16 protein-coding genes and 2 pseudogenes are annotated in these 20,580 nt (G+C 74.2%); 16 read left to right on the plus strand and 2 right to left on the minus strand.

All coding sequences use genetic code 11. The features are described 5' to 3' along the window. Positions 1 to 35: 35 nt before the first annotated feature. The 9 genes from ACIQFX_RS29830 (at position 36) to ACIQFX_RS29870 (ending at position 8,073) form a co-directional block, all read left to right on the plus strand. Positions 36 to 1,277, plus strand: a complete 1,242-nt coding sequence (locus tag ACIQFX_RS29830) for a sensor histidine kinase (protein ID WP_402469633.1) — start codon at positions 36 to 38, stop codon at positions 1,275 to 1,277. Next, the gene (locus ACIQFX_RS29835) at positions 1,274 to 1,951 is read left to right on the plus strand and encodes a response regulator (protein WP_402469635.1); all 678 of its coding nucleotides are present in this window, start codon (positions 1,274 to 1,276) and stop codon (positions 1,949 to 1,951) included. Before ACIQFX_RS29830 ends, ACIQFX_RS29835 begins: the two co-directional genes overlap by 4 nt. Before the next feature lie 43 nt (positions 1,952 to 1,994). Beyond that, positions 1,995 to 2,354, plus strand: coding sequence for a zinc ribbon domain-containing protein YjdM (locus ACIQFX_RS29840; RefSeq protein WP_402469637.1), 360 nt, complete (start codon positions 1,995 to 1,997; stop codon positions 2,352 to 2,354). A 151-nt stretch (positions 2,355 to 2,505) separates the two neighbouring features. Beyond that, positions 2,506 to 2,847 (plus strand): ArsR/SmtB family transcription factor, encoded by a 342-nt coding sequence (locus tag ACIQFX_RS29845; RefSeq protein WP_402469639.1) that lies wholly within the window; start codon positions 2,506 to 2,508, stop codon positions 2,845 to 2,847. Next, on the plus strand, positions 2,844 to 4,589 hold the full coding sequence (locus ACIQFX_RS29850; protein ID WP_402469643.1) for a SulP family inorganic anion transporter: 1,746 nt from the start codon (positions 2,844 to 2,846) through the stop codon (positions 4,587 to 4,589). The genes ACIQFX_RS29845 and ACIQFX_RS29850 overlap by 4 nt, the downstream gene beginning before the upstream one ends. 128 nt (positions 4,590 to 4,717) lie before the next feature. Beyond that, the gene (locus ACIQFX_RS29855) at positions 4,718 to 5,068 is read left to right on the plus strand and encodes an ArsR/SmtB family transcription factor (protein WP_402469971.1); all 351 of its coding nucleotides are present in this window, start codon (positions 4,718 to 4,720) and stop codon (positions 5,066 to 5,068) included. A 312-nt stretch (positions 5,069 to 5,380) separates the two neighbouring features. After that, positions 5,381 to 6,751 carry a tetratricopeptide repeat protein gene (locus tag ACIQFX_RS29860; protein ID WP_402469646.1) on the plus strand — a complete coding sequence of 457 codons (1,371 nt, stop codon included), beginning with the start codon at positions 5,381 to 5,383 and terminating at the stop codon, positions 6,749 to 6,751. A gap of 75 nt (positions 6,752 to 6,826) precedes the next feature. Next, positions 6,827 to 7,540 carry a helix-turn-helix transcriptional regulator gene (locus ACIQFX_RS29865; RefSeq protein ID WP_402469649.1) on the plus strand — a complete coding sequence of 238 codons (714 nt, stop codon included), beginning with the start codon at positions 6,827 to 6,829 and terminating at the stop codon, positions 7,538 to 7,540. 32 nt (positions 7,541 to 7,572) lie between these two features. Beyond that, positions 7,573 to 8,073 carry a DUF3291 domain-containing protein gene (locus ACIQFX_RS29870; RefSeq protein WP_402469652.1) on the plus strand — a complete coding sequence of 167 codons (501 nt, stop codon included), beginning with the start codon at positions 7,573 to 7,575 and terminating at the stop codon, positions 8,071 to 8,073. A 132-nt stretch (positions 8,074 to 8,205) separates the two neighbouring features. Here ACIQFX_RS29870 and ACIQFX_RS29875 read toward each other — a convergent pair whose 3' ends face one another. After that, the gene (locus ACIQFX_RS29875) at positions 8,206 to 8,853 is read right to left on the minus strand and encodes a CoA transferase subunit B (RefSeq protein WP_402469654.1); all 648 of its coding nucleotides are present in this window, start codon (positions 8,851 to 8,853) and stop codon (positions 8,206 to 8,208) included. Position 8,854: 1 nt separating this feature from the next. Beyond that, positions 8,855 to 9,631 (minus strand): CoA transferase subunit A, encoded by a 777-nt coding sequence (locus ACIQFX_RS29880; RefSeq protein WP_402469656.1) that lies wholly within the window; start codon positions 9,629 to 9,631, stop codon positions 8,855 to 8,857. Between the two features lie 327 nt (positions 9,632 to 9,958). Here ACIQFX_RS29880 and ACIQFX_RS29885 point away from each other — a divergent pair, with 327 nt between their 5' ends. The 7 genes and pseudogenes from ACIQFX_RS29885 to ACIQFX_RS29915 all read left to right on the plus strand — a co-directional run bounded on the left by ACIQFX_RS29885 (position 9,959) and on the right by ACIQFX_RS29915 (position 20,369). Then, a complete protein-coding gene (locus ACIQFX_RS29885) occupies positions 9,959 to 10,753 on the plus strand; it encodes a 3-hydroxybutyrate dehydrogenase (protein WP_402469658.1) in 795 nt (264 codons plus the stop codon). Positions 10,754 to 10,935: 182 nt separating this feature from the next. Next, the gene (locus tag ACIQFX_RS29890) at positions 10,936 to 12,306 is read left to right on the plus strand and encodes an MFS transporter (protein ID WP_402469661.1); all 1,371 of its coding nucleotides are present in this window, start codon (positions 10,936 to 10,938) and stop codon (positions 12,304 to 12,306) included. A gap of 98 nt (positions 12,307 to 12,404) precedes the next feature. Continuing rightward, on the plus strand, positions 12,405 to 14,507 hold the full coding sequence (locus tag ACIQFX_RS29895) for a helix-turn-helix domain-containing protein (protein WP_402469664.1): 2,103 nt from the start codon (positions 12,405 to 12,407) through the stop codon (positions 14,505 to 14,507). A 202-nt stretch (positions 14,508 to 14,709) separates the two neighbouring features. Further along, entirely contained in the window at positions 14,710 to 15,828 is a 1,119-nt protein-coding gene (locus ACIQFX_RS29900) for a substrate-binding domain-containing protein (RefSeq protein ID WP_402469666.1), read from the plus strand. Positions 15,829 to 16,134: 306 nt separating this feature from the next. Beyond that, positions 16,135 to 16,225, plus strand: a pseudogene (locus ACIQFX_RS29905) (IS5/IS1182 family transposase); the annotation flags it as partial. A 713-nt stretch (positions 16,226 to 16,938) separates the two neighbouring features. Beyond that, positions 16,939 to 17,660, plus strand: a pseudogene (locus tag ACIQFX_RS29910) (dienelactone hydrolase family protein); the annotation flags it as partial. Positions 17,661 to 17,957: 297 nt separating this feature from the next. Next, positions 17,958 to 20,369: a polysaccharide lyase 8 family protein gene (locus ACIQFX_RS29915; protein ID WP_402469668.1), complete on the plus strand. Its 2,412-nt coding sequence runs from the start codon at positions 17,958 to 17,960 to the stop codon at positions 20,367 to 20,369. Positions 20,370 to 20,580: the final 211 nt, after the last annotated feature.

Below are 20,580 nucleotides of genomic sequence, written 5' to 3' on the forward strand. Positions count from 1 at the left end.
ACCGGGGGCCCCTGCCCGCGGGGAGGATGAACACCATGGACTTCGCAGCGGCCTTGATCCGCGACCCGCGGGCGGCGCCGTACCGGACGCGGTGCGACGTGGCGCTCGCCGCGGGCTTCGCGCTCGTCGCGATCGCCCTGGCGCTGACCGTCGACGACGGCCGGCGGCCGGACGTGCTGGGGTGGGCGCTGCTGCTCGCCGCGCACGTCCCGCTCGTCTGGCGGCACAGGGCACCGCTGGTGGTGCTGCTGGCGGTGGTGGCCTGCGTGGCCCCCTACCACGCGCTCGACTTCATGCACCTGGCGCCGATACCGGCCTCGATGACCGCGCTGTACACGGTCGCGGCCACCGGTCGGCCGCAGCGCACGCTGATCGTGGGGCTGGCGGTCACGTCCGTCACGCTCACCATCCAACTCGTCGTCAACCCGCACGAGATGGTCGAGCTGCTGAGGGTCTCCGGCTGGGTGATCGCCATGCTCGTCTTCGGCGCGAGCATCCGGCTCCACCGGCAGCTGGTGGCGGGCGTGGTGGAGCGGGCGGAGCGCGAGGGGGAGCGGAAGGCCGCCGAGGAGCGGCTGCGCATCGCGAGGGACCTGCACGACCTCCTCGCGCACTCGATCACCCTCATCGGCGTGCAGGCGTCGGTCGCGGCGCACGTCCTGGTCGCCGACCCCGACCGGCTCGACCGGGAGGCGCTCGTCCGGGCGCTGGAGGGGATATCCGAGACGTGCCGGGACGCCCGTGCCGAAGTGCGCACGACCCTGGACGTCCTACGGGCCGCCCCCGAGGGCCCGCTGCCCGACCTGGCCTCGCTGCCCGATCTCGTACGGCCTTCGGGTGCCGACCTGACGGTACGTACGGGTGGGGCGAAGGTCCCGGCGGCGGTGGGCGCGGCGGCGTACCGCATCGTGCAGGAGTCCCTGACCAACGCCGTGCGGCACGGAGCTCCGGACGCCCGCGTGCGGGTCGATGTCGGCCTGGCCGAGGAGGTGTTGACCGTACGGGTGACCAACAGCGGCGCGGCGGCCGGTGGCGGCGACGGGGGAGGCGGACACGACGGGAACGTCGTCGTGAGCGGCGTCGGGAGCGCCGTCGGGGGCGGCGGAACCGCGGGACCGGGTGCGTCGGGTGGATCCGGTGGGTCGGGGTACGGGATCGTCGGAATGCGCGAGCGGGCCAGGAGCGTGGGCGGCACACTGAGCGCGGGCCCGCGCGACGGCGGGGGTTTCGAGGTCACGGCGGCGCTGCCGCTCGCGGTGGGGGAGGTGGCGGTGTGATCCGGGTGCTGCTGGCGGACGACCAGTCGCTGGTGCGGGCGTCGTTCGCGATGCTCGTCGAGTCGGCGCCCGACATGGAGGTCGTGGGGCAGGCGGCCAACGGCAAGGAGGCGGTGGAGCTGGCCCGTTCGGCGCGGGCGGACGTGGTGGTCATGGACGTCCGGATGCCGGAGCTCGACGGGATCGGGGCCACCCGGCTGATCGCCGCCGACGAGGACCTGGCCGGGGTGAAGGTGCTGGTCCTGACGACGTACGACACGGACGAGCACGTCGTGGAGGCGCTGCGGGCCGGTGCCTCGGGGTTCGTGGTCAAGGACATCAGGCCGGCCGAGCTCCTCGGCGCGATCCGTACGGTGGCGGCGGGCGAGGCGCTCCTGTCGCCGGGGCCGACGTCCCGGCTGATCGCGCGGGCACTGGCGCTGCCCGACCCTCCCGTGACGGGCGGGCCGGAAGGGCTGTCGGACCGCGAGCGCCAGGTGCTCGCGCTGGTGGCGCGGGGGCTGAGCAACACGGAGATCGCGGAGGCCCTGGGGCTGTCGCCGCTCACGGCGAAGACCCATGTCAGCCGGATCATGGGCAAGCTCACGGTGCGGGACCGGGCCCAACTCGTCATCGTCGCGTACGAGTCGGGCCTGGTGGTCCCGGGCGTCGCCCCCGGCGGCCCGTACGACTAGTTGCCAAGTTTCGCAATTGATGGTTTCGCTCTAGACTCGCCGCGTGAACGAGAACCTCCCTCCCTGCCCCGAGTGCTCCGGCGCCTACACCTACGAGATGGGCGCGCTGCTCGTCTGCCCCGAATGCGGCCACGAGTGGTCCCTGGCGGCGGGGGTGGCCGACGGCGCCGGTACCGGCGGCGAGAAGGTGATCAAGGACGCGGTGGGCAACGTCCTCGCGGACGGCGACACGGTGACCGTCGTCAAGACGCTCAAGGTCAAGGGCAGCCCGACCGGCATCAAGGCCGGGACCAAGGTCCGCAACATCCGGCTCGTGGACGGCGTCGACGGCCACGACATCGACTGCAAGGTCGACGGCTTCGGGCCCATGCAGCTCAAGTCCAGCGTGGTCAAGAAGGCCTGAGCGGCCCCCGGGTCGCCCGCGGCCTCGCGGCTTTACGAGTTGCATAATTTAGCAATTCACTACATCGTGAGGTGTGCCGCGCCCGTAGGTAGCCGCGGGCGCGGCACCGAGCGAAGCCCCGACGGCCGGGGCGGGAGGAGGATCCGAGACCGTGCCGGTACCGCTCTGCCAGGCCAAGGCCGACTTCTTCCGGATGCTCGGGCACCCGGTGCGCATCCGCGTGCTCGAACTGCTGCAGGACGGCCCCGTGGCCGTACGCGACCTGCTCGCCGCCATCGAGGTCGAGCCGCCGGCCCTCTCCCAGCAGCTCGCGGTGCTCCGGCGGTCCGGCATCGTCGCCTCGTCACGCGACGGCGCCACCGTCGTCTACCGGCTCGCCGGCGGCGACGTCGCCGACCTCCTGCAGGCCGCACGGCGCATCCTCACCGAGATGCTCGCCGGCCGGAACGAGCTCCTCGACGAACTCCGGGAAACCGAGGGCGCGGCCCGATGAACCCGTTGAGCGACGCCCTGACGGCCGCCCGGCACCGGGTGCGCCCCCTGCTCCCCGCCCGCGCCGACTTCGCCGCCATGGCCCGCGCGCCCCGCCGCGACCTCCTGGCGGGCCTGACCGTGGCCGTCGTGGCGCTGCCGCTCGCGCTCGGCTTCGGAGTCTCCTCCGGCCTCGGCGCCGAGGCCGGCCTCGCGACGGCCGTGGTCGCCGGCGCCCTCGCCGCGCTCTTCGGCGGCTCCAACCTCCAGGTCTCCGGGCCGACCGGCGCGATGACCGTCGTCCTCGTCCCGATCGTGGCGCGGTACGGCCCCGGCGGCGTGCTCACCGTCGGGCTGATGGCCGGACTCGTGCTCATCGCGCTCGCGCTGGCCCGGGCCGGCCGCGCCATGCGGTACATCCCCGCTCCCGTCGTCGAAGGCTTCACCCTCGGCATCGCGTGCGTGATCTTCCTCCAGCAGGTGCCGAACGCCCTCGGCGTCCCCGAGCCCGAGGGCGAACGCGTCCTCGCGGTCGCCTGGCGCGCGGTGGAGGCGTTCGCCGGGACACCCCACTGGACGGCGGCGGCCCTCGCCGCGGGCGTGGCGTGCGCCATGCTCCTCGGCGCCCGCCGGTGGCCCACCGTCCCCTTCTCGGTCGTGGCCGTCGCCGCCGCGACCGCGGCCGCCCAGGTGTTCCACCTCGACGCGGCCCCCATCGGCGACCTGCCGGCCGGGCTGCCCGCCCCCTCGCTCGACTTCCTCGACCCCTCCGCCCTGGGTTCCCTGCTCGCGCCCGCCCTCGCGGTCGCCGCCCTCGCCGCCCTGGAGTCCCTGCTGTCCGCCACCGTCGCCGACGGCATGACCGTCGGACAGCGGCACGACCCCGACCGCGAACTGTTCGGACAGGGCATCGCGAACCTGGCCGCGCCGCTCTTCGGCGGCGTCCCCGCCACGGCGGCCATCGCCCGTACGGCGGTGAACGTCCGCACCGGCGCCTCCTCGCGGCTCGCCGCCCTCACCCACGCCGCGGTCCTCGCCGTGATCGTCTTCGCGGCGGCCCCGCTGGTCTCGATGATCCCGCTCGCCGCGCTCGCCGGCGTCCTGCTCGCCACCGCGATCCGCATGGTCGAGGTCGGCTCACTGCGGGCCATGGCCAAGGCGACCCGCTCCGACGCCGTCGTCCTCGTCCTCACCGCCGTCGCCACGCTCGTCCTCGACCTCGTGTACGCGGTGATCATCGGCCTGGTCGTCGCCGGCGGCCTCGCGCTGCGGGCCGTGGCGCGGCAGGCCCGGCTCGACGAGGTCGACCTGCGGGCCGAACTGCCGGGGGAGCACGGCGAGGAGGAGCACGCCCTGCTCGCCGAGCACATCGTCGCGTACCGCGTCGACGGCCCCCTGTTCTTCGCCGCCGCCCACCGCTTCCTGCTCGAACTGTCCGAGGTCGCGGACGTCCGGGTCGTGATCCTGCGCATGTCCCGCGTCACCACCGTCGACGCCACCGGCGCCCTGGTCCTCAAGGACGCCGTCGAGAGGCTGAACCGGCGCGGGATCGTCGTCATGACCTCCGGCATCCGCCCCGACCAGCGCCGGGCCCTCGCCTCCGTCGGCGCGCTCGACCTCCTCCGGACCGGCGGACGGGATTACCCGACCACCCCCGAGGCCATCGCCGGAGCCCGCGCCCATCTCCGGGGCACCGGGATCCTGCCCTCCCCCTCCCGCGCACCCGCACGCGTGGAACCGCCCCGGAGAACCCGCACGCCATGAGGCCGACCCGGAGGGGCGAAGATGGTGTCCATGGTGAAGTACTCCGGATGGACGCGAGGGACAGGGCGGGCGCGCAGGCGGCCGTGCGGCGGGACGGCGGCCGGCTGCTCGGATCGGCGGTGGGGGCAGTGAGCACGCCGCTCTACCAACTGAAGGCCGAGTTCTTCAAGACCCTGGGACATCCGGTGCGCATCCGCGTCCTGGAGCTCCTGAGCGAGCGGGAGCACGCCGTCTCGGAGATGCTCGCCGAGGTCGGGGTCGAGCCCGCGCACCTGTCGCAGCAGCTCGCGGTGCTCCGCAGGTCGAACCTGGTCGTCGCGCGCCGCGAGGGATCGGGTGTCTACTACTCCCTGACCACTCCCCAGGTGGCCGAGCTGCTCGCCGTGGCCAGGACGATCCTGTCGGGCGTGCTCGCCGGCCAGGCCGAACTGCTCGCCGACCTCCGCGCCGCCACGCCGGGAGCACCACCCACCGCCTGACCGCGGCCGCATGCCGGGTCGCCGCCCCCGCCGCACATGGACAGCGCTTTGCGCGGCGGGGGCGGCGGCCCTCCCGACGAGGACCCGCCGCCGGACGCGTTCCGCCTCCACGGCGACACGGGCGTCGCGCCCCCGTGATCGTGGGCCGGCCGGACGCGTGCCCCCGGGCGTGCACCGGGTGCGCCCCGGGTGTGTTCGGGTGTCACCTGTTCGGGGCCTGTGCGCGGTGGTCCGGAGGTGGCTTCATGGGGCTGGCGCCCCGGCCGGGGCGTCGTTCGTGCGTTCCCGAGGCGTCGCGTGAGGTGATCTGGGATGGCGACCGACCGGTACGGCCACTTCCTGTACGAGGGTACGGAGGAGGGGGCGGCACATCTGGACCGGGCGGTGGAGGCGCTGCTGTTCTTCAGGCCGGAGGTGGTGACGGCCGTCGGGGACCTGCTGGCGGCGGACCCGGTGTCGCCCGTGGGGCAGGCGTTCGCGGCCTACCTGGGGGTGCTGGGAACGGAGCCGGCCGACGCCGCCGTCGCACGGGGCCGGTTCGCCGCGTACGCCGCGGGCCTCGACCGCACGGCCCTGCCGCCGCGCGAGCGCCTGCACACGGCGGCCGCCGAGAGCCTGCTCGCCGGCGACCTGCGGGGGGCGAGCGGAACCCTGGAGCGCCTGACCCTGGCGTACCCGCGCGACGCGCTCGCCCTGTTCGTCGGGCACCAGCTCGACTTCCTCACCGGTGACGCGGTGCGCCTGCGCGACCGTGTCGGCGGCGCGCTGTCCGCGTGGGACGCGGACGACCCGCACCGGGGGCCGCTGCTCGGCATGTACGCCTTCGGCCTGGAGGAGTGCGGGCACTACGACCGCGCCGAGGAGGTCGGCGCGGCCGCCGTCGCCCGCCACCCCCACGACGTCTGGGCCGTCCACGCCGTCGCGCACACCCACGAGATGCGGGGCCGGTACGCCGAAGGCGCCGCCTATCTCGAAGCCCGTGCCGGGGACTGGTCGGGCGGCAACTTCCTCGCCGTGCACACCTGGTGGCACTACGCGCTGTTCGCCCTGGAGGCCGGCGACACCGACACCGCGCTGCGCGTCTACGACGCGAACCTCCACAACGAGTCGTCCGCCGGCCTCGCCATGGAACTCCTGGACGCGGCCGCCCTGCTGTGGCGGTTCCACCTGGCGGGCCTCGACCAGGCCCCGCGCTGGGAGGCGCTCGCCGACTCGTGGACCACACGGGCCGACCCGCCGTTCTACGCCTTCAACGACGTGCACGCCGTCATGTCCTACGTCGGGGCCGGCCGCCCCGCCGAGGCCGAGCGCCTCATCGCCGACCGGCAGCGGTGGCTGGAGCGGACCGGGGCGGGCGACGTCACCAACGACGCGATGACGGCGGAGATCGGCCTCCCCGTCTGCCGGGCCCTGGTCGCGCACGCGCACGGCGACCACGGGACCGCGGTGGACCTGCTCTGGCCCCTCCGCCGACGCTTCCACGAGTTCGGCGGCAGCCACGCCCAGCGTGACGCAGTCCAGAAGACCCTCCTGGAGTCGTCCCTGCGGGCCGGTCGGCACGACCTGGCCCGCGTCCTGATCAGCGAGCGGACCGGACTGCGCCCGGACAGCCCGTACAACCGGCTGAGCCAGGCCCGCCTGGCCGCCGCGCTGGGCGGCGGCGCGGAGGAGGGCGTGCGGTAGGGGTGGAGGGGGAGGGGGCGGACGGGGTGTCGCGGGCTTTCTATCTCCAATCCACGTTGTTCCTAGAATGGTCGCGTGGAGGACATCGATGTGATCGCGGTGCTGCAGGATCCGGTGCGGCGCCGACTGTACGAGTACGTGGCCGCGCAGGGTCGTGAGGTCGGGCGCAACGAGGCGGCCGAGGCCGCCGGGGTGGCGCGGACGCTCGCCGCGCACCATCTGGAGAAGCTGACCGAGGCCGGCCTCCTGGAGAGCGGCAGCCGTCGGCTGACGGGCCGTTCGGGGCCGGGGGCGGGGCGTCCCGCCAAGGTGTACACGCGGGCGCGGGTCGAGCGGTCGGTGTCGCTGCCCGCGCGTGACTACCGCACGGCCGCCGAGCTGCTCGCCGAGGCCGCCGAGGAGGCCGGTCTCGACGCCGGGCTCTGCGCGGCCGCGCGGCGCAGGGGCGAGGCCCTGCGGGGCTCGGCGCCGGTCTGCGGGGACCTGGACGAGGCCGTGGAGATGCTGACCCGGCGGGGGTACGAGCCGCATGTCGAGGATGGCGGTGGCGGCGACGACGGCGATGGTGATGGCGAGGGTGGGGCGGCCGGTCCGGTCGCTCGTGTCGTCCGGATGCGCAACTGCCCTTTCCACACGGTCGCCGAGCGCTTCCCGCCGCTGGTCTGCGGCATGAATCTCGCGCTGCTCGAAGGGCTGATCGGGGAAGGGGGCCCGCTCCGGGCGCGGATGGACGCGCGGCCCGGGGAGTGCTGCGTGGTGGTCGAGACTTCTAAAAACAATGAAGATTGACATAGAAAAGCGGGCCGTGCTGGGATGAGGCCATGACCGCATCCGAGCACGCCGCCCACCTCGCCCAGCTCAACGTCGCCACGCTCCGCCATCCGCTCGACGACCCGCGCGTGGCGCCGTTCGTGGAGATGCTCGATCCGGTGAACGCCGCCGCCGACGGCGCGCCGGGCTTCGTGTGGCGGCTCGTGGAGGACGGGGCGGCCGACGCCACCGGCCTGCGCCCGGCGGGGGAGGACGTCATCGTCAACCTCTCGGTGTGGGAGACCCAGGAGGCGCTGTGGGACTTCGCCTACCGCAGCGGGCACCTGGAGGTGATGCGGCGGCGCAGGGAGTGGTTCGCGCGGCACGTCGAGGCGCACCTGGTGCTGTGGTGGGTGCCCGCGGGTCACCTCCCGACCGTCGGCGAGGCGATGGAGCGGCTGGCGGACCTGCGCGAGAACGGTCCGTCCCCCCGCGCCTTCACCTTCGCCTCCTCGTACGAGGCCGCCGAGGCCGCCCCGTCCCTCCAGGCCGCGCCGCCGCCGACGGTCTGAGGCGGGGGCTTCCTCGGGACTCGCCGCCGACGGCCCGGGGTGAGGGCCTCCCTCGGAACCGGATGCCGACGGTCCGAGGCGAGGGGCCTCCCGCGGAACCCGCCGCCGACGGCCCGGGGCGGAGGGGCCTCCTCAGGACCCGATGCCGGCCGGGACCGTCAGGTCGGCGGCCGTGGCGGCCCGGACCTCGTCGAGGGTGACGCCGGGGGCGAGTTCGACGAGGGCGAAGCCGTTCGCGGTGACGTCGACGACGGCGAGGTCGGTGATGACGCGGTCGACGACGGACCGCCCGGTGAGCGGCAGGTCGCAGGCGTCCACGAGCTTGGGGCTGCCGTCCTTCGCGGTGTGCTCCATGAGGACGATGACCCGGCCGGCGCCGTGGACGAGGTCCATCGCCCCGCCCATGCCCTTGACCATCCGGCCGGGGATCATCCAGTTGGCGAGGTCGCCCGAGGAGGAGACCTGCATGGCCCCGAGCACGGCGGCGTCGACGTGGCCGCCCCGGATCATGCCGAAGGACAGGGCGGAGTCGAAGAACGAGGCGCCGGGCAGGGTGGTGACGGTCTCCTTGCCGGCGTTGATCAGGTCGGCGTCCAGCTCGTCCTCGGTCGGGTACGGGCCGACGCCCAGGATGCCGTTCTCCGACTGCAGGACCACCTCGACGCCGGGCGGCAGGTGGTTCGGGATGAGCGTGGGCAGGCCGATGCCGAGGTTGACGTAGGTGCCGTCGGTCAGTTCCCGGGCGGCGCGGGCCGCCATCTGCTCGCGGGTGAGCGCCATGTCAGGCACCGCCTTCCTGTCGAACGGTACGACGCTCGATGCGCCGCTCGGCCGCGGGATCGCCGGGGGACACCCGGACCACGCGCTGGACGAAGATCCCGGGCAGATGGACCTCGTCGGGGTCGAGTTCGCCCGGCTCGACGAGGTGGTCCACCTCGGCGACGGTGATCCGGCCCGCCATGGCGGCGAGCGGGTTGAAGTTGCGTGCGGACGACCGGAAGACGAGGTTCCCGTGCCGGTCGCCGATGGTCGCGCGGACCAGGGCGAAGTCGGTGGTGATGCCGTGTTCGAGCACGTGCGGACGGCCGCCGAAGTCGCGGGTCTCCTTGGCGGGCGAGGCGACGGCGACCGAGCCGTCGGCGGCGTGACGCCAGGGCAGCCCCCCCTCGCCGACCTGGGTGCCGGTTCCGGCGGGGGTGTAGAAGGCGGGGATGCCGGTTCCGCCGGCCCGCAGCCGCTCCGCCAGCGTCCCCTGGGGCACGAGTTCGACCTCGAGCTCGCCGCTCAGGTACTGCCGGGCGAACTCCTTGTTCTCCCCCACGTACGAGCTCGTCATGCGCGAGATCCGGCCGGCGGCGAGGAGCAGCCCGAGGCCCCAGTCGTCGACGCCGCAGTTGTTGGACACGATGTCGAGGTCGTTCACCTCGCGCTGCCACAGCGCGTCGATCAGCGTGCCCGGTATCCCGCACAGCCCGAAGCCCCCCACCGCGAGGGAGGCGCCGTCGGGTATGTCGGCCACCGCCTCCGCTGCGCTCGCGACTGTCTTGTCCAGACCCATACGGTCCCCTTCCCTCGGGCGAGCCGGGTCGACCTCGCAGGTCAGAGCCGGTGCCGGTACTACCGAACGGCTGCGAGCCTAGGCAGGCGGCAGAAGGGCGGACCATGTCTGTCATCCACACATCAACCCCTGTGCAGGTAGCGGTAACCACCTGGGTGGGGGCGGTGTCCGGGGCCGGAACCGGCACCTGGTGCCTGCTGCGGGGTCCGAGGGCAGGGTGACTCCCGACCCCACGGAATCTATGGCGTCAGGCGCCACTGCCAGACACTGTTTTATGGGGGATGCTCACATGGGACGGCATCGAGACGCTCCCTAATGTTTCCGGCCATGACGAACACATTTCTCGCCCCGGCTCCTCTGCCGCCACCCAGCGCGGCGGTGGACCTGAGCGGGCGTACGGCTCTGGTGACCGGCGGTGGAAGCGGCATCGGCAGGGCCTGCGTGCTCGCCCTGGCACAGGCGGGGGCCGTCGTCCACGTGGTGGACCGGGACGCCGCCGCGGCCAAGGCCGTCGCGGAGATCGCCGGCGGGAAGGCGCACGTGGCCGACCTCGCGGACGCGGGATCCGTCGACCTCCTCCCGGCCGAGGTCGACATCCTCGTCAACAACGCCGGCCTCCAGCACGTGGCCCCCCTCACGGAGTTCCCCCCGGAGCGCTTCGAGCTCATCCAGAAGGTGATGGTCACCGCACCGTTCCTGCTGATGCGCCGGGTCCTGCCGCACATGTACGCCCGCGGCTGGGGCCGGATCGTCAACGTCTCCAGCGTCCACGGACTCCGGGCCAGCGCCTACAAGTCCGCCTACGTAGCCGCCAAGCACGCCCTGGAGGGGCTCAGCAAGGTCGCCGCGATCGAAGGCGCGCCCCACGGCGTGACCAGCAACTGCGTCAACCCCGGCTACGTCCGCACCCCGCTCGTCGAGGGCCAGGTCCGGGACCAGGCCGCCGCCCACGGCATCAGCGAGGGCGACGTCCTGACCGACGTCCTGCTGGCCCGCTCTCCCGTCAAGCGCCTCCTGGAGTCCGAGGAGGTGGCCGCCGCCGTCCTGTGGCTCTGCGGCCCCCACTCCGGCTACCTCACCGGCGCGTCCCTGCCCCTCGACGGCGGCTGGACCGCCGGCTGAGAACCCCGGCCGGCCCGCGGGCTGACAACCCCGGCCCACCTGTGGGCCGAGAGCCCCGGCCCGCCCTCCGGCCGAGCACCCCGGCCCACCCTCCGGCCGAGCACCCCGGCCGACCTGCGGCCCCTGCGCGTACCACCCGTACCATCCCGTCCCGTCCCCCCTTGTGAAAACCCGGTGAACCCATGTCTGACACCACCACGCCGAGAGGCGGCATCGGCCGCATCGTCGGCGCGAGCCTGATCGGCACCACCATCGAGTGGTACGACTTCTTCCTGTACGGCTCGGCCGCCGCCCTGGTGTTCAACACGCTGTTCTTCCCCACCGCCGACCCGCTGGTGGGGACGCTGATCGCGTTCATCACCTACGCGATCGGGTTCGCCGCCCGCCCGCTCGGCGGCATCGTCTTCGGCCACTACGGAGACAAGATCGGCCGCAAGAAGCTCCTGGTGCTCAGCCTGCTCATGATGGGCGGCGCGACCTTCGCGATGGGCCTGCTGCCCACGTACGACGCGATCGGCGTCTGGGCGCCGATCCTGCTGACGGTGCTGCGCCTGGTCCAGGGCTTCGCGCTGGGCGGCGAGTGGGGCGGGGCGGTCCTGATCGTCTCCGAGCACGGCGGCGACAAGCACCGCGGTTTCTGGGCCTCGTGGCCGCAGGCCGGCGCCCCCGGCGGCAACCTGCTCGCCACCGGCGTCCTCGCGCTGCTCGCCGCCGTGCAGTCGGACGCCGCCTTCCAGTCCTGGGGCTGGCGCATCCCGTTCCTGCTCTCCGGCCTGCTCGTCATGATCGGCCTGTGGATCCGCGTCTCGGTCTCCGAGTCCCCGGTGTTCCTGGAAGCCCAGGCCAAGGCCGAGGCCGCCGCAGCGGCGGGCGTCAAGGAGGAGGCCCCGGTCGTCGAGGTGTTCCGGCGCAGCTGGCGCGAGGTCCTCTCCGCGATCGGCACCCGCTTCGGCGAGAACATCTCGTACTACATCCTGACCTCGTTCCTCCTCGTGTACGTCACCACCCACCTGGGACTGCCGAAGAGCACCGCCCTGAACGCCGTCCTGATCGGCTCGGCCGTCCACTTCGTCACCATCCCCCTGTGGGGCGCGCTGTCCGACCGCATCGGCCGCCGCCCGGTCACCCTCATCGGTTCCGCGGGCATGGCGATCTGGGCGTTCGTCTTCTTCGGCCTCGTCGACTCCAAGTCCTTCGTGGTCATCGCCCTGGCCGTCACCGCCGGCCTGCTGCTCCACGGCGCGATGTACGGACCGCAGGCCGCGTTCATCTCCGAGATGTTCGACACCAAGGTCCGCTACTCCGGCGCCTCCATGGGCTCGCAGCTCGCCTCGATCATCGCCGGCGCCCTCGCCCCGATCATCGCCGTCGAGCTCCTCAAGGACTACGGCAGCTCCACGCCCATCAGCGTCTACCTCTGCGCCGCCGCCGTGATCACCACCATCACCGTGGCCGTCACCAGGGAGACCCTCGGCCGCGACCTCAGCCGCACCCGGGACGAGCAGCAGGCCCAGGCGCCCTCCGCCCCCGTCCCCGCGAGCGACCGCGCCTAGGCCCTGCCGGAGCAGGCCCGGGGCGTCCCGGGCGGGTCCCCCCTGACCCGCCCGGCACCGCCGCACCCCACCCCGTACACGGCCCGCGAGGAGGCCTCATGACCGCCGACCGTCGAGCCGACGCCGGGACGCCGACGCCCGGCGAGGGCCGCGTGCCGGCGAGCGGCGGGGCCGGGGCGGCGGCGGTGAGCAGCGGGGCCCGGGCGCCGGAGCGTGACGCGGCCGGATCGGCCGGATCGGCCGGATCGGTCGGACCGGTCGGAGCGGCTGGAGCGGCGGGCCAGGGCCGGCCCGAGGTGGTGGCGCCCGCGGCGGCCGCCGCGCGGAGCCTGCTGGACCTGCTGGCCGCGGGAGCCCCCGCTGAGCAGCTCGCCGCCCAGCCGGCCCGGTCGCGGGCGGGAGGGGCCGGTACGGCGGAGGCCGCCTGGATCGAGGAGACCACCGAGGTCGCCCTGGGCGTGCGGCGCGTGCTCGACCAGTACCGCCGCAGGGAGGCGGAGCTGGTGGCACTCTTCGACACGGCGGGCGACCTGGCGGGGCTGCGGGACCTCGACGCCGTGCTCCGCGCCATCGTCCGGCGGGCGAGGACGCTGCTCGGCACCGACGTCGCCTACCTGACGCTCAACGACCCGGTCGCGCAGGACACGTTCATGCGGGTCACCGACGGTTCGGTCTCCGCGGCCTTCCAGCAGCTCAGGCTGGGCATGGGGGAGGGTCTGGGCGGGCTCGTCGCGCAGACCGCCCGCCCCTATGCCAGTACGGACTACCGCACCGACCGGCGCTTCCGGCACACCGGCGCGATCGACGACGGGGTGGCGGAGGAAGGGCTGGGCGGGATCCTGGGCGTACCGCTGCGCGTGGGCCAGGAGATCATCGGGGTGCTGTTCGCGGCGGACCGGGCGCCCCGCGAGTTCACGCCCGACGCCATCGCGCTCCTCGGCTCGCTCGCCGACCACGCCGCCGTCGCCATCGACAGCGCCCGGCTCCTGGACGAGACCCGCTCCACCCTCACCCGGCTCGAAGCCGCGAACGCCACCGCCCACGCGCACAGCGAGGCACTGCACCGGGCCTCCGACGCCCACGACCGCCTCACCAAACTGGTCCTGAGGGGCGCGGGCATCGACGACGTGGCCGCCGAGATCGGGGCGCTGCTCGGGGGCGGGGTGGCCGTCCACGACACCGACGGCAGCGAACTGTCCCGGTCCGGCACCGGACCCGTCACCCCCTCCGCCGAAAGCCTGGCCGTCTCGCACACCGACGGCAGGGCCGTCCACGCGGACTCCGTGTGGACGTGCGCCGTCCTGGCCGGAACCGAGGCCCTCGGCAGCATCGTGCTGACCGGGCGGGCCGACCTCTCCGAGGCCGACCGGCGCCTCTTCGAACGTGCCGCGCTGGTCACCGCGCTGCTGCTCCTGATGCGCCGGTCGGTCGCCGAGACTGAGGACCGGGTGCGCGGCGAACTCCTCGACGACCTCCTCGTCGACCCCGCTGCGTCGCCGCGCCGGGACGGCGGAAGCCTCGCCCTGCGCGCCCGGCGCCTCGGCGTCGACCTCGCCCGGCCCCACTCCGTCGCCGCCCTCGACTGCGAGCCCGCCCTGCGCGCCCGGCTCTCCGACGAGACCGCCCGCAAGGCCCGGGCCCTCGGCGGTCTCGCGGGCACCCGGCACGGGCACGCCGTCCTCCTCGTCCCCGGGGACCGCCCCGGGCCCCTCGCCCGCACCCTCGCGGCCGACCTCGCCCGTACCCTCGGCACGCCCGTCACCGTCGGCGCCGCCGGCCCCGGACACGGACCGGAGCACCTCGCCGCCCTCCACGCCGAGGCGCTGCGCTGCCTGACGGCCCTGCACGCCCTCGACCGCAGCGGAGAGGGCGCCGACATCGCCGAGCTGGGCTTCATCGGCGTCCTCCTCGGCGACCGGTCCGACGTCGGCTCGTACGTCGAGCGCGTCCTCGGCCCCGTCCTCGCCTACGACGCCGAGCGCGGCACCGAACTGGTCCGGACCCTCCGCGCCTACCACGAGCAGGGCGGCAGCCTCTCCCGCGCCAAGGAAGCCCTCCACGTCCACGTCAACACCGTCGTCCAGCGCCTCGACCGCGTCGCCCAACTCCTCGGCCCCGACTGGAACACCCCCGCCCGCGCCCTGGAGACCCACCTCGCCCTCCGCCTCCACCAGCTCGCCAGGGGCGCCACCGGCGGCTGACGCCGTACGGCTTCGCTCCCGTACGGCTCCGCCCCCGTACGGCGGCCGGGAAGGAGGGGCGGGCAGCGCCACCGGGCGGGGTCGGCGGCAGGGGACCAGCAGCCCCCGCACAGCCGTTTCCCGGTCAGTTTCCGGTCAGTTCCCCTCACTCCGTGGGCTACGCTGCGCCCGCGAAACCCGACCGGAGCGAGGGACGGCACCGATGCGAGAGAGCGTGGAGCAGCGGCACCGCCGGATCCTGCGGGTGGTGCGGGAGCGCGAGAGCGTGCGGGTCGGCGAACTCGCCGCGGTTCTGGGCGTGTCCGTGGAGACCGCCCGGCGGGACGTGGCCGCCCTGGCCGACGTCGGACGGGTGCGGCGCCTGCACGGCACCGTCACGTGGCCGACCGCACCGCTCAACGCCCGCGACGCGCGCCTCGCACGCCGGAGCGCACCCCCGGCGCCCAGCGGACTCGTGCTCGGCATGGTCGTGCCCGTGTCCGACTACTACTTCCGCGCGGTCGTCCAGGGCGCCCGCCAGGCCGCGGCCGACGTCGGGGCACGGCTGCTGGTCGGCATCACCGACTACGCGGCCGACCGCGACCTCCAGCACGTCGCCACCCTGCTCGACGCCGGCGTCGACGGCCTCCTCCTCGCCCCCAGCTGGTCCGTCGGCGGCCCCACCGCCGAGGAGGCCGCCCGCTTCGCGGAGCCCGCCGTGCCCGCCGTCCTCGTCGAGCGCCGCATCCCCCTCGGCGTGCCCGGCTCCCACCTCGACCGCGTGGTGTCGGACCACGCCGGCGGGGCGGCCCTGGCCGTCCGGCACCTGGCGCGGCTGGGCCACGGCAGGGTCGCCCTGCTGGCCCGGCACACCCACACCCGCCCCGCGGTGCGCACCGGCTACCTCTCCGCGGTCCGGGCCCTCGGGCTGCCCGACGACGACCTCTCGCCGGCCCCGACCGTGCCCTGGGGGCACCCCGACGACATCGTCGCCAGGGAGCACCTCCTCCGGCTCATCACCTCGGGCGAGGTGCGCGCCGGGCTCGTCCACACGGACATCGACGCCCTCAACCTCCTCCAGTGGCTCACGGCCCACGGGGTCCGCGTCCCACGCGACTTCGCCCTCGTCTGCCACAACGACGAGGTCGCCGCCCTCGCCGACATCCCCCTGACCTCCGTCAGCCCCGCCACCTTCGCGGTCGGCGAAGCGGCCGTCCGCCTCCTCGTCCGCCGCCTCGAAGACCCCGACGCCGCCCACTCCGCCGTCGAATGGCTACCGCGGCTGATGATCCGCGCCTCCTGCGGCGCCACCCCGACGCCACACGCCCCGGAGACGCGCTAGGACTTGTCCGGCCGGTGGAGGTGGGCGGGAGGCGAGGGTCCGGGCCGCTCGCGCGGCGGGTCCGCCTCCCCCGCTCTCACCGTCCTTTGGTGAGAGCGCCTTTGAGGAAGGCACCGCCTTGGCGGATGGCGGCCTCGGTGGGCGGACTGTCGCGTAGAGCGTTCAGAGACGCGAAGTCGTGGACCGCTCCGAGGTGGCGGACGGCGGTCGCGGCCACACCGGTACGGGTCGCCTGCTGCTGCGCGAGCCGGTGACAGCCATGGCCCCGAGGCTCATCGATGTCGGCCGGGACACACCTGTTTCTACGCGGCGGGTGAGATCGACTGGGACGGTCTCGGTCGACTCCACCATCATCCGTGCGCATCAGCACGCGGCCGGCGCCCGGGCAGGTGGAGCGGCCGTCCCGGACGGCGCGCGAAGCCCCGCCAGCAATGGACGGCGTGTTCGAGCGCCCGGGCGGGAAGGCCGCGTTCGGCCTCGAACCGGGCTGCCTGGCGACACGTGTGGGGTGAGAACTGTGAGGACCGGCGCCGGTAGTCCCGAAGACGGGACCGGAAGGCAGCGTCCAGACGGAGAGCAGCCGCCGTCTTGCGGGGCACGGCTCTTCTTTCGAAGTGGCGATCTCGGCAGGTCACTCTACTGTCTGGTCTTGCGGTGGTTCACGTCCTGAGCCAGATGGCCAGCGCCGCGGCGGTTGCGGTGCCGAGGTAGACGTAGCCACGTTTGTCGTGTCCGGTGGCGACGGCTCTGGCGTGCTTGGGCCTGTCGACGGCCCGTTCGACGGTGTTGCGTTTCTTGTACCGCTCTTCACCGAAGCCGGTCGGCCGTCCGGCGCGGGAGCCTTTGCCGGCCCGGCGTGACGATCAGGGACAGCGGTCGGCAGCGGCCGTCCGTGCTCAGGTGGAGCTTGCTGGCGGACCCGCCGCGCGGAGAACCCTTTGGCCGGCATGCGGGGGCGTTGCTACGTTGCCGGAGGCCGTGCGAGAGAACGAGGAGGTGGTACCCGTGAACGCAGGATCGACATGGGTGCTCCCCTCCGGGGTCACGGTCGGGCGATAGGTCGTCCGGGAGCGCCGTACCGCAGCTCTCCCGAAAGGCACGACCACGACCCTTCGCTTCACGTCCGAGCAGCGCCTCGACGACGGCGTTCTCGAACGCGCATTCACCCTCGGCGAGATCCCCGGCACCCTGTGGGCGCCGCGTTCGCCGTATTTGTCCCGCTGGTCCTCATGGCCCACAACAACGGCCTGCCCAAGAGCGACCCCCGGCTGATCGCCCGCGCCCGGCACACCGCGGCGGCCGGCTACGCGGTGGCCACGATCGATGCCGTGGGGTGCGGCGACCGGCCCCGCTCCGCCGCCGACGAGCGGGTCCGCGCCGACCTCCGCCGGGCGGTGCGGGCCGGTGAGCCGGTCGACGAGATCTTCGAGTCCCTGGTCGGCCCCCTCGTCGAGCGCGCGGTGCCGGAATGGCGGACCGCTCTGGACGCCCTCCTGGAGCTGCCCGGGATCGGGGGCCCGGTCGGGTACTCGGGGTGGACCGCCCTCGGCATCCGCCTCGCGGTGCTCGAACCGCGCATCGCGGCCGTCGGCTTCTTCGCCGGGGGATTCGTGCCCCGCGCCCAGCGCGAGGAGGCCCGGCGGCTCACCGTCCCCCTGCTGTTCCTGCTCCAGTGGGACGACGAAGGGAACCCGCGGCAGCGTGCGCTGGACCTGTTCGACGCCTTCGCGACCGAGGAGAAGACGCTCCACGCCAACCTGGGCGGCCATGTCGGCACCCCGTGGTTCGAGGTGGAGGACGGGGCCCGGTTCTTCGACCGGCACCTGAAGTAGGGCCGGGCCGCCCGCCTCCGTCCGGGTCCCGTTGCCTGCCCGGTTCCCGCCGCCTGTCTCCGTCCCGGTCCCGTTGCGGCCGTGGCGGAGGGCGCGGCCGCAACGGGACCGGGGCAGGTCCTGTGTCGTGGGAGGTTCGGGCGGGGTCGCGAGGGTCTTCCGGATCCTGCGGCCCCGCCCTCCCGTTGACCGAAAACTGCCCGATTCGACGTCGTCCCTTGACGGATAGAAAGCGCTTGCGGAGGCTGCGGGGCAGGCATTCGTCCCCCGACTTCCTCCCGTAAAGGCTGGTCTCTCATGGGCTCTTCCCTGCGCCGCCGTACGTTCCTTCAGGCAAGCGGAGGCACCGCGCTGACGCTCGGACTCGTCGGGGTCGGCGCCGCGCCGGCCGTGGCGGTGGAGGCGGACGCGCAGGAGTTCGCCGCGTTGCGCGCCACGTGGCGGGGGCTCGTCCTCGGTACGGGGTTCAGCCCCACGGCCGAGCCGTTCAAGTCGCTGCTGGCCGAGCTCGGCAGGACGGCGCGGGGGCATCTGGCCGCGATGGCGCCGGCCGAGGGGTCGCTGTGGCCGGACGCCGTGTGGCGGGACCCCGAGCCGGACACGGACGCGGAGTCGTACGCGTTCTCCGCGATGATGAACGAGAGCCTGAACCGGCTCGGCACGCTCGCGCAGGCGTGGGCGCAGCCCGGCACCGGCCTCACGGGGGACCCGGCCGCGCTGGAGGCCGTGCTGGCGGGGCTGGAGCACGTACACGCGCAGGTCTACAACGAGACGACGACGCGGTACGGGAACTGGTGGAACTGGCAGATCGGGGGACCGCAGGCGCTGATGGACACGTGCGTGCTGGTCCACGAGCACCTGACGGCGGAGCGGATCGCGGCGTACTGCCGGGCCGTCGACCACTTCGTGCCCGACTCGGTCTTCGACTCGTACACCGGCACGTCCACCGGGGCCAACCGCGTGGACCTGTGCCGCAGCGTGATCCTGCGCTCCATCGTGGGGGAGGACGCCGACCGCCTCGCGCGGGCCGTCGCCGCGCTGAACCCCGTCTTCCCGTACGTGACGGGCGGCGACGGCTTCTACGCCGACGGGTCCTTCGTCCAGCACCGGAACGTCCCGTACATCGGCGGCTACGGCTCCGTCCTGCACGACGGCGTCGGGCGCCTCATGGCGCTGCTGCGCACGTCCCGGTGGCCGGTGGACTCGCCGGACGCGCAGCTGTTCCTCGACACCGTCGAGAACGCCATCGCGCCGTTCGTGCACAACGGCCTGATCATGGACAACGTGTCCTCGCGCGGCATCAGCAGGGCCGGGACCTCCGAACACACCAGGGCGCACGCGCTGCTCGCGACCATCGTGCTCGTCGGACAGGGCGCGAGCGAGGCGGAGAACGCCCGGTGGCGCGCGATGGTCAAGGGGTGGATGCAGCGCGACTACTTCGCCCCGCCGCTGGGAAACCCGAAGCTGAGCCTGGTCCGCGCCGCCCTGCTCCAGTCGGTGCTCGACGACACCTCGGTCACGCCCGCGCCCGAACCGGTCCAGCACCGGCTCTTCCACCACATGGACCGGGCCACGCACCGCCGCCGCGACTGGTGCGCCTCGGTCTCCATGGCGTCGAAGCGCATCGCGCACTACGAGTTCGGCAACGGCGAGCACGCCCGCGGCTACCACACCGGTGCCGGCTGGCTCTCCTGGTGGGGCGACGACTTCGGCCTGGAGCAGTACTCGGACGCGTACTGGCCGACCGTCGACCCGTACCGCCTGCCCGGCATCACGGCCTCCCGCAAGCCGCTCGCCGACGGCGAGGGCGGCAACTGGGGCCAGCCCATGCCGAACGCCGCCTGGGTCGGCGGCACCACCGACGGCGAGTTCGGCGCCACCGGGCAGCACCTCGTGGGACTCTCCTCCACGATGAACGCGAGGAAGTCGTGGTTCTGGCTGGACGACTCCGTCGTCTGCCTCGGCGCCGGCATCACCTCCGCCGACGGCCACCCCGTGGAGACCACCGTCGACAACCGCGCCCTCGGCACGACGGGCACGCCGGCGCTCACCGTCGACGGACGGGTCCAGCCGGACGCCCAGGGCTGGCGGCGGACCTTCGACGACGCCGGCTGGGCGCACGTCGCGGGCCACGCCGGCTACGTCTTCCCCCAGGGGCTGACCCTGAGCGCCGTACGCGAGGAACGCACCGGTTCCTGGCGGGACATCAACACCGGCGGCCCCACCGCACCGCTCACCCGCCGCTACCTCACCCTCTTCACCGACCACGGCACCGACCCCGCCGACGCCGGCTACGCGTACGTCCTGATGCCCGGCGCGAGCGCCGCCGCCACCGCGCGGCGGGCCGCCGACAAGGGCGCCCTCCGGATCCTCGCCAACTCCGGTTCCCAGCAGGGCGTCCGCGTCCCCCGGCTCGGCCTCACCGCCGTCAACTTCTGGGCGGCCGGCACCGTGGGACCCCTCACCGCCGACGCCCCCGCGTCCGTCCTCGTCCGCGAGCACCGCGACGGCACCGCGACCGTCGTCGTCTCCGACCCGGCCCGCCGGGCGACCTCCCTCACGGTCGTCTGGGCCAAGCGCGTCTCGGCCGTACTGTCCAAGCCCGCCACCGTCACCGCCGCCACGACGGGCGCCACCCTGCGGCTCTCCTTCGGCGACCTCACCGGCGCCGCCGGCGCCCCCCAGAAGATCCGGGTCCGGCTCGGCTGACCCCGACTGCCCGACTGCCCGACTGCCCGGGCGGGGGGGGGGGGGGGGTGGGGGGGGCGGGGGGGGGGGGGGGCCCCCGGGGGGGGGGGGGGGGGGGGGGGGGGGGGGGGGGGGGGGGGGGCGGGGGGGCGCGGCCCGCGGGGGGGGGGGGGGGGAGCCAGACGTCGGTGGCGCGGCGGGCGATGTCGGCGAGGAGGAGCGGGGGGAGGTG

The sequence above is a fragment of the Streptomyces sp. NPDC093089 genome (genome assembly GCF_044754405.1).
Lineage (GTDB): Bacteria > Actinomycetota > Actinomycetes > Streptomycetales > Streptomycetaceae > Streptomyces.

What these genes read in the sequence shown, in the direction of transcription:
- ACIQFX_RS29830 (WP_402469633.1), top strand. Translation starts at nt 36, where the DNA reads ATGGACTTCGCAGCGGCCTTGATCCGCGACCCGCGGGCGGCGCCGTAC.
- ACIQFX_RS29850 (WP_402469643.1), top strand. Translation starts at nt 2,844, where the DNA reads ATGAACCCGTTGAGCGACGCCCTGACGGCCGCCCGGCACCGGGTGCGC.
- ACIQFX_RS29860 (WP_402469646.1), top strand. Translation starts at nt 5,381, where the DNA reads ATGGCGACCGACCGGTACGGCCACTTCCTGTACGAGGGTACGGAGGAG.
- ACIQFX_RS29870 (WP_402469652.1), top strand. Translation starts at nt 7,573, where the DNA reads ATGACCGCATCCGAGCACGCCGCCCACCTCGCCCAGCTCAACGTCGCC.
- ACIQFX_RS29875 (WP_402469654.1), bottom strand. Translation starts at nt 8,853, where the DNA reads ATGGCGCTCACCCGCGAGCAGATGGCGGCCCGCGCCGCCCGGGAACTG.
- ACIQFX_RS29880 (WP_402469656.1), bottom strand. Translation starts at nt 9,631, where the DNA reads ATGGGTCTGGACAAGACAGTCGCGAGCGCAGCGGAGGCGGTGGCCGAC.
- ACIQFX_RS29885 (WP_402469658.1), top strand. Translation starts at nt 9,959, where the DNA reads ATGACGAACACATTTCTCGCCCCGGCTCCTCTGCCGCCACCCAGCGCG.
- ACIQFX_RS29890 (WP_402469661.1), top strand. Translation starts at nt 10,936, where the DNA reads ATGTCTGACACCACCACGCCGAGAGGCGGCATCGGCCGCATCGTCGGC.
- ACIQFX_RS29895 (WP_402469664.1), top strand. Translation starts at nt 12,405, where the DNA reads ATGACCGCCGACCGTCGAGCCGACGCCGGGACGCCGACGCCCGGCGAG.
- ACIQFX_RS29900 (WP_402469666.1), top strand. Translation starts at nt 14,710, where the DNA reads ATGCGAGAGAGCGTGGAGCAGCGGCACCGCCGGATCCTGCGGGTGGTG.
- ACIQFX_RS29915 (WP_402469668.1), top strand. Translation starts at nt 17,958, where the DNA reads ATGGGCTCTTCCCTGCGCCGCCGTACGTTCCTTCAGGCAAGCGGAGGC.